Genomic DNA, 8,206 nt, shown 5'->3' with positions numbered 1-8,206 from the left:
CTTCCAGCACCAGCTTGTAGCTGGTGAAGCCCTGCATCGTATTGACGGTGTTGGTGAAACCCAGATCATTGTTGAAGCCGAAGCGCAGCACCGGCAGGCCGACCTGCGTCGCGCCGTAGATGGCCAGGCCCGGCGCGGTGATCTGTGCCTCATAATAAGTAAGCTGGCTCGGCGCCCAGGGCAGATGCGGGTTGGCGAGCAGCATTGCCTTGCCGCTGGCCGAGCGCGAAGGCGCGACCGCCCAGGCGTTCGACCCGCCGGCCTCGTTGATCGACGGATCGGTCAGCACCTTCCGGTCGGATGCGATATAGCCGAAATTCATCAGCCGCTGGGCATGGGCGATGATGTCGACGCCCCGGAGCGGTAGCACGACCTTCACTTCCGGCGCGATTCTGTCGGGATGGGCGGCGGCATAGGCATTCACCCCGGCTGCAAAGGCTTCGAGATTCTTCTGCATTTGCGGCGTCTGCTGTCTGAACCACTGGGCGGAGCGGGCCGGCACGTCATTGGCGACCAGCCATTTGTCCTGGCTCTCATATTTCTCCCCCCAATATTCGGCAGCGCGAGCGCGGCTTTCGCCATACATGCGCAACAGCAGGTTGCCGTGGCTCTGGGCCTGGGCATAGCCAAAGCCGTAGAAGCCGCCTTCCTCGGTCTTTGCGTAGATATGGGGCACGCCGAAACTGTCCCATAATATTTCGCCGCCGCCCCAACGGGTGGAGGGGGCCGCTACCGAGGCGGTCATCGCGGAGGAAGCAGCCAGGGCCGCCAGCCAGATCGTCATATGGCGCATCGCCATCATTCTCCCGTCAGTGCAGAAAATGCGCCGCCCCGTGCGGAGCGGCGCCTTGGTCGGTGATGGATCAGAAGCTCAGGCCGACGCGGCCATAATAGAAGCCGCCGGTGAACCCGATCGGCGAGGTGCCGGCATAGAGCCCCTGGCCCAGCGTGGCGCTGACGTCGCTGGCCCGGTTCTTGTCGGGATAGACGTTGAAGATATTGTTTGCGCCGATCGCGATGTTGACCAGTGGCGTGACCTGCCAGCTGGCCTCCAGGTCGGTGATCCACTTGGCACCATAGCTGCGATCATTCGGATAGGTGGTGACGCCATTGCTGGTGACGCCGTTCTGATAGGATTTGAATCCGCCGAAGCGCGTCAGGCGCGACGACAGGGTGAAGTCGCCCATGGTGGCGAGGTTGCTGATCGACAGCTTGGTGCGCGGCAGATTGTTGGTCATGTTGCTGCGACGCGCGCGATCGAACAGGACATAGTCGCTGCCCAGCGCGGCCAGTTCGGGCGGATTGTCGATGATGTGGGTGATCTTGGTCTTGTTGTAGTTGAAGCCCAGATTCCACTGCATGTTCACCGTGTCGAACAGGCCATGCTTGTAGGATGCGACGACGTCGATGCCGCGGGTGCGGGTATCGATCGCGTTGGTATAATATTGCGCTGTCAGCGTTCGCGCCTCCGCTTCGGGTACGCCGCTGGCGATCAGGATGTTGGAGATTGCCGTGCCGGTCAGTGTGCTGGTGATGGTGATGCGGTCATCCACGTCGATCTGATAGGCGTCGATCGTCAGGTTGAAATTGGGCAGCGGGGTCAGCACCACGCCAGCGGAGATGTTGAACGATGTTTCGGGCTGGAGCGGTTTGGCGCCCAGCGCGATCGCGGCCGGATCGTCGACGGCCAGCGTCTTGATCTGCAGCAACTGGTTGGGAACACCGTTGACGGTGCGGAACTGGTTGGTGGTCTGGGTATAGATTTGCTGGGCGACGGCGGGCGCCCGGAAGCCGGTATTGGCGGCCGCGCGGAAGGCGATCCAGTCGGTCGCGGCATAGCGCCCATTGACCTTCCAGATCAGCGTGTTGCCGCTGCCATCGTCATAATGTTCGAAGCGTGCGGCGGCGCCGATCGTGATGTCCTTGTTGGGATCCCACGCCACGTCGGCATACAGCGAAACATTGTCGCGGGACATATAGGCCGCGTCGCCCGGCTGGAAGCCGGCCGAGCTTTGCGCGCCCGGCGTCATGCCCGACACGATCGCCGGGCCTACGGCATAGCTGGCCTCATCCCCGGCGAAGGTCTGGTAGCGTTCATGGCGCTGCTGCGCGCCTGCCGACACCTGCAGGTTGCCGCCACCCACATCATAGCCGCGGGTCACGTCGAGCGAGGTGACGAACTCCGATGATTTGAGCGTGCCGATATAGAATTCGGTGGGGCTGAGCGTGCCCAGCGAGGGGTTGAGCGTGCCTTCCGACGACTGGCGGGCGCGATTGCGGCCATAGCCGGTGGAAAAGTCCCAGTCCCAGCCCGCGACTTCGCCCTTTGCGCCGACGGTGAGTTCGAAATCCTCCTCGTCGATCATGATATGGGGGCGATAGCCGTTGGGGTAGATGCCCATGACATTGTTGATGTCCTTGGGGTAGCGATAGCTGTACCACAGGTCCGACCGCCGCTGGCTGTAGGTGCCGAAGGCGTAGAGTTCGACGCCGCCCAGATCATATCCGGCATTGAGCGCAGTATTGATGCTGCGGGAGGGCATGACGCCATAGCTGGTGGTGACGATGCGTTCGGTGCCGACTGCGGCTGCGTCGCGCGGATCGAGTTGCCCGTTCACCAGCGGATAGAGGCAGGTGGTGGTGGCCGTAACCGAACAGTCGGCGAGTGGCTGCGCCCGGTTCGACATTTCCTGCTTCTTGAGGTTGAGTGAGAGGTTGGCGAAACCGTTCTCGCCCAGCTTCATCCCGAAATTGAGGTCGGCCTGATAGAGTTCGCCATCGGACCGGTCGAAATTCTGGCCGGCGGTGAAATTGGCGGAGCCGCCGCTGCTGTCATCCTTCAGGATGATGTTGATGACGCCGGCGATGGCGTCCGACCCATATTGGGCGGCGGCACCGTCACGCAGCACTTCGATATGATCGACCGCGGCGGTCGGGATCATGTCCAGATCGGCCGGGACCGAGCCGTTGTAGAGCGTCGACACCGCGTTGATGAGCGAGGTCTTGTGGCGACGCTTGCCGTTGACCAGGATCAGTGCCTGGTCGGGATTGAGACCGCGCAGGCCGCCGGTCGCGATGACTGTGGAGGTGGCGCCGCCCGCTCGCACCGGCAGGTTGAAGGATGGCACCAGCGTGTTGAGCGCCTGGAACACGCCCGCCTTGCCGGTGCGGGTCAGATCCGCGCCGGAAATAACGTCGATCGGCGTCGGGCTGTCGGTGACGGTGCGGGCCTGGCCGCGCGACCCGGTCACGACGATTGCCGGGCCGGGGGCTTCCTCGGCCGCGGCGGTGCTGGCCTGCGGTACGGTGCTGGCCTGCATCGCGAAGGGAAGGGCGGTGACGCCCAGGCTCGCGACTTCGACGGCGCGGCTCTTGTGGGCCTGGGCGCTCAGCGACAAGGCAATGACATTGTTGTTCGACAGCGTGATCTTCAGCCCCGATCCGGCGATCAGCCGCTGCAACGCGACATCGGGCGCCATCTTGCCGTTGACCGACTGGGCATGCAGGCCGGCGACCTGGTCATAGGGAAAGAGAAGCTGGATGCCAGACTGCTTGGCGAAGAGCGTCAGCGCCGTCTGCATTGACTGGGCCGGAATCTTGAATTTCGCCGGCTCCGCGGCTGCCGCCGACTGGGTGCTGAGGGCAACAACTGTTGCGACCGCGCACAGAGAAACGTTCCGAAAATTACGCGACATCATATCCCCCGTGAAATGATTGGGCTGCGAAATTATTTGCCCTTCGGTGGTGGATACGGAGGCCGATCGCGTTTCTGCTAACGACGCTTAAAAATATCTCATTTTTGTGACGAGGGGGCCTTCGCTATCGGTCTGGCACTGCCTCGACGCAGCACCGGATCGGGCGCGCCGGAGGGGAGAATGATAAGCACAGGGGGACAAGCGTGGCTGTGGACGTGGACTCGATCAGGGCAAGGCTGGACTGGTTCAAGCAGGCCATCCTGCCCCATGAGGGCGCCTTGCGCTCCCGCCTGCGCCGGGTGGTGTCCCACCGCCAGGATGTGGATGACATCGTCGCCGAATGCATGACCCGCGCCTATGCGAATGGCGACATTCACCGCGCACAGAGCGGCAAGGCCTTCCTGTTCCAGATCGCGCGCAACCTGCTGATCGACGAGGCCCGGCGCGAGAAGATCGTGTCGCTCGAACTGGTCGCCGAACTCGACGTGCTCCAGACCGACAATTCGACCGAGGAAGCGCTGCACGCGCGCGACGAGCTGCGCCATCTCCAGGCCATTCTCGACACGCTGCCGGCGCAATGCCGGCGGGCCTTCATCCTGCGCCGGGTCCATGAGAAATCGGTCAAGGAGATAGCAGAGGAGATGCAGCTATCCGTCTTTACAGTGGACAAGCATTTGACGCGCGCGGCTGTGAAGATAATGCAAGCCATCGGACAGTTTGAGGGTTCTGGATTTGGTTGGTCGCTACAGAAGCGCGGAGGACATGCAGGCGATCGAGGCCGAAGCGGCTCGTCTGTATCTTAAGGCGCGGGCGAGCGACGCCCCGGAAGACTGGAATGACGCCTATGCCTGGGTGGCGCTGGACCCTGCCCATGGTTTCGCCTTTGCCAAGGCCGAGGCCGGCTGGGAACTGACCGAGCGGCTCAATGAGCTGCCCGCCAGCCAGCAGGACGAACCTGCAGCGCCCGCAATCGCGCTGCCCGACGATCCCGCCCCGGAAGAACCCGTTGCCGAAATCCGGCCGCGACTGGTCGGCCGGCGTGGCCTGCTCATCGGCCTGGCGACCGCCGCCGCCGCGATCGGCGTCGCCTCCACCGTCGCGCTGCGCCTGCTCGGCACGGTCGATCATTATCGCACGGCCCTGGGCGAGACCCGCACGGTGCAGCTTGCCGACGGCTCCCGCATCCATCTCAACACCAACAGCTCGGTCGAGGTCGCCCTGCGCGACGACATCAGGCAGATCACCCTGCTGAAGGGCGAGGCGCAGTTCGATGTCGCGCATGACAAGAAACGGCCCTTCATCGTCAATGCCGACGGGACGCTGGTGCGTGCCGTGGGCACGATGTTCAACGTCCGCCTGCGCGCCGATGTCACCGAACTGACCGTGATCGAGGGGATTGTGGCGGTCCGCAACGGCGACTCCGCCGTCCGTCGGATCGAAAGCGGGCGCAGCGCCGCCGTGCGCAGCGGCAGCATCGCCGTCACCCATCTGGAACCGGCCAAGATCCGGCAGCGCACCGCCTGGCAGGCCGGCATGGTCGAGTTCGAAGGCGACACGCTCGCCCAGGCGGTCGAGGAGTTCAACCGCTATCGCCCCACCCCGCTGGTGATCGGCGATCCGGCGATCGCCAGCCTGCGGGTCGGCGGTGCCTTCCGCCTCGACCGGTCGCAGGATTTCGTCGACGCGCTCGAAAGCGGCTTCGGCATCCGCGCCGTTCCGGGCAGCGACAATTCGATAATTTTGGTGTCTGCCGAAGGCAGTTAGCAGAACGCACCGGGCCGTCCGTATCAACGGGGATGGAACATGTTGCCTCTCTCTCCCCAGCCAGTCTTTCCCGCCAGGATCGCCTGAAATCCATCCTTGGCGGATCGATCGGCAATCTGATCGAATGGTATGACTGGTATGTCTATTCCGCCTTCACCCTCTATTTCGCGCCGGTCTTCTTCCCCTCGGACGACAGCACCGCCCAGCTGCTGAATGCGGCGGCGATCTTTGCCGTCGGCTTCCTGATGCGGCCGATCGGCGCCTGGGCGATGGGCATCTATGCCGACCGCAGGGGGCGCAAGGCGGGTCTCACCCTGTCCGTCATGATGATGGCCGGCGGATCGCTGATGATCGCCGCCATCCCCGGCTATGCCAGCATCGGCGTCGCCGCGCCGGCCCTGCTGCTGCTCGCGCGCCTGATGCAGGGCCTGTCGATCGGCGGCGAATATGGCGCCAGCGCCACCTATCTGTCGGAAATGGCGCAGAGCGACCAGCGCGGTTTCTTCTCCAGCTTCCAATATGTGACGCTGATCGCCGGCCAGTTGCTGGCGCTCTGCGTCCTGCTGCTGCTCCAGCTTTTCCTCACCGAACATCAACTCGAAAGCTGGGGCTGGCGCGTGCCGTTCGTGATCGGCGGGGTGATGGCGGTCGGCGTCTATCGCCTGCGCCGGGGCCTAAAGGAAACCGAAGCCTTCGAGGAAAGCGCGGCGGTCAGCGAACAGCCCCGCTCCAGCGGCCTCAACCTCATCCGCCGCCATCCGCGCGAAGTGCTGCTGGTCATGGCGCTCACCGCCGGCGGCACGCTCGCCTTCTATGCCTACAGCACCTATATGCAGAAATTCCTGGTCAACAGCGCCGGCTTCGGCCGCCAGACCGCGACCGCGATCATGGCGTCGGCGCTGTTCATCTACATGCTGTTGCAGCCCATGGCCGGCTGGCTGTCCGATCGCATCGGCCGCAAACCGCTGCTGATCGGCTTCGGCATCAGCGGCGTCCTGTTCACCACTGCGATCTTCACGGCGCTGGAACGCGTCACCTCCTCCTTCGGTGCCTTCCTGCTGGTGCTGGGCGGCCTGGTGATCGTCACCGGCTACACCTCGATCAACGCGATCGTGAAGGCAGAGCTGTTCCCGGCCAATATCCGAGCGCTGGGCGTCGCCCTTCCCTATGCACTGGCCAACACCCTGTTCGGTGGCACCGCCGAATATGCCGCGCTCTGGATGAAGCATGCCGGGATGGAAGACGGCTTCTACTGGTACGTCACCGCCATGATCGCGGTGTCGCTGATCGTCTATCTGCGCATGCCCGACACGCGCAAAACCAGCCAAATCTGACAGAAAGAGGGGAATATCCATGCCATCGCTGAACCGGACGCTTTGCCATATCCTGCCGCTGATGCTGCTGTGCCAGCCGGCAACGGCGCAGGATGCGGCACCGCCTGCCGAGCCACCCTTCACCTCCATACAGCCGGGCGATTTCGCCATCGCCGGATCCCTGTCCAACAGTTGGGCCGACTTCGACAATGATGGCGACCTCGATCTCGTTGTCTCGCTCAAGGGGGGCGATATCCGCCTCTATCGCAATGACAATGGCACGTTCGTGAACGTCGGGCCGGAACTGGGACTTCCCACATCCGGCCCGGAAATGCGCGGCGTCGCCTGGGGCGATTATGACGGCGACGGCTGGATCGACCTGCTGGGCGGGGCGACCATGCCGGGCGAACAGAGCCTTGTGTTCCGCAACGAAGGCGGCAGGAAGTTCACCAATGTCGCGCCCGAACTGGGGCTGACCATCCCCAACCGTTCCGCGCGCCAGACCAGTTGGGTCGACTATGACAATGACGGCGACCTCGACGTCTATGCTGCCAATCGCATCGGCCCCAACAGCCTCTATCGCAACGACAAGGGCAAGTTCGTGCAGGTCTTGGCCGGCACCGGCGTGTCGGATAGCCGGCCGACCGTGGGCGCCTGCTGGTTCGACTATAATCGCGACGGCTTTCTGGACGTCTTCTTGGCCAATCAGTCAGGCGCGGCCGATGCGCTGTGGCGCAACAATAGCGACGGCAGCTTCACCGATGTCGCGCCCGAACTGGGCCTGGATAATCCGGGCCGTTCCAAGGAGGAAGGCGGTGTCGGCTGCGCCGTTGGCGACTATGACAATGACGGCTATCTTGATCTGTTCGTGCCCAATTATGGCGTGAATGCGCTCTACCATAATAATGGCGACGGCACCTTCACCAACGTCGCCAAGGAGATGGGGGTCGGCATCGACAATCATGCCGTCGGCGCGGTGTGGGGTGATTATGACAATGACGGCTATCTCGACCTCTATGTCACCTCCTATCATGGCCCGCGCGACCAGCAGCAGCCCAGGGACAGTCTCTTCCATAATGAAGCGGGCAAGGGCTTCCGCCAGGTTCTGGCCGAAACGTCGCAGCTCAATGTCGGCGACCATGGCGTGCAATGGGTCGATTATGACCGGGACGGTGCGCTCGATCTGTCGGTGATGCGTGGCTATACCAGCCAGGGCGGCCATTTCCTGTTCCACAATGATCTGGACCGGGCAGCGGCCAGGCGCAGCCTGTCGGTTACGTTGCTCGACGCGAAGGGGCGTTTCACCCGCATGGGGGCGGAAGTGCGCCTCTATGACAAGGCCGGCAAGATATTGGCCACGCGACAGCTGTCGACGGGCGACGGCTATAATTCGGAAAATGCGGCGCCTCTGCATTTCGGCCTGAAAACCATGGA

At 63.4% G+C, this 8,206-nt stretch carries 6 protein-coding genes; 4 read left to right on the top strand and 2 right to left on the bottom strand.

Annotated elements, in window-relative coordinates; translation table 11 throughout:
• A partial coding sequence (locus JQK15_RS26100) for a penicillin acylase family protein (protein ID WP_251008071.1) occupies positions 1 to 784 on the bottom strand: 784 nt, incomplete at its 3' end.
• A 79-nt stretch (positions 785 to 863) separates the two neighbouring features.
• A complete protein-coding gene (locus JQK15_RS26095; RefSeq protein WP_251008070.1) occupies positions 864 to 3,581 on the bottom strand; it encodes a TonB-dependent receptor in 2,718 nt (905 codons plus the stop codon).
• A 323-nt stretch (positions 3,582 to 3,904) separates the two neighbouring features.
• On the opposite strand from JQK15_RS26095, the gene JQK15_RS26090 reads away from it, so the two are divergent.
• From JQK15_RS26090 to JQK15_RS26075, 4 genes are all read left to right on the top strand, one after another.
• Positions 3,905 to 4,498, top strand: a complete 594-nt coding sequence (locus JQK15_RS26090) for an RNA polymerase sigma factor (RefSeq protein WP_353047276.1) — start codon at positions 3,905 to 3,907, stop codon at positions 4,496 to 4,498.
• Complete coding sequence (locus JQK15_RS26085; protein ID WP_072895656.1) at positions 4,458 to 5,459, top strand: FecR family protein; 1,002 nt, start codon at positions 4,458 to 4,460, stop codon at positions 5,457 to 5,459. Before JQK15_RS26090 ends, JQK15_RS26085 begins: the two co-directional genes overlap by 41 nt.
• 32 nt (positions 5,460 to 5,491) lie before the next feature.
• Entirely contained in the window at positions 5,492 to 6,793 is a 1,302-nt protein-coding gene (locus JQK15_RS26080; RefSeq protein ID WP_214869502.1) for an MFS transporter, read from the top strand.
• 19 nt (positions 6,794 to 6,812) lie between these two features.
• A partial coding sequence (locus JQK15_RS26075; RefSeq protein WP_214869500.1) for a CRTAC1 family protein occupies positions 6,813 to 8,206 on the top strand: 1,394 nt, incomplete at its 3' end.

Source organism: Sphingobium sp. BHU LFT2, from assembly GCF_018604485.1.
Lineage (GTDB): Bacteria > Pseudomonadota > Alphaproteobacteria > Sphingomonadales > Sphingomonadaceae > Sphingobium > Sphingobium yanoikuyae_A.
The sequence above is the reverse complement of the archived record's forward strand: the minus strand, read 5'-3'. Positions and strand labels throughout refer to the sequence as shown.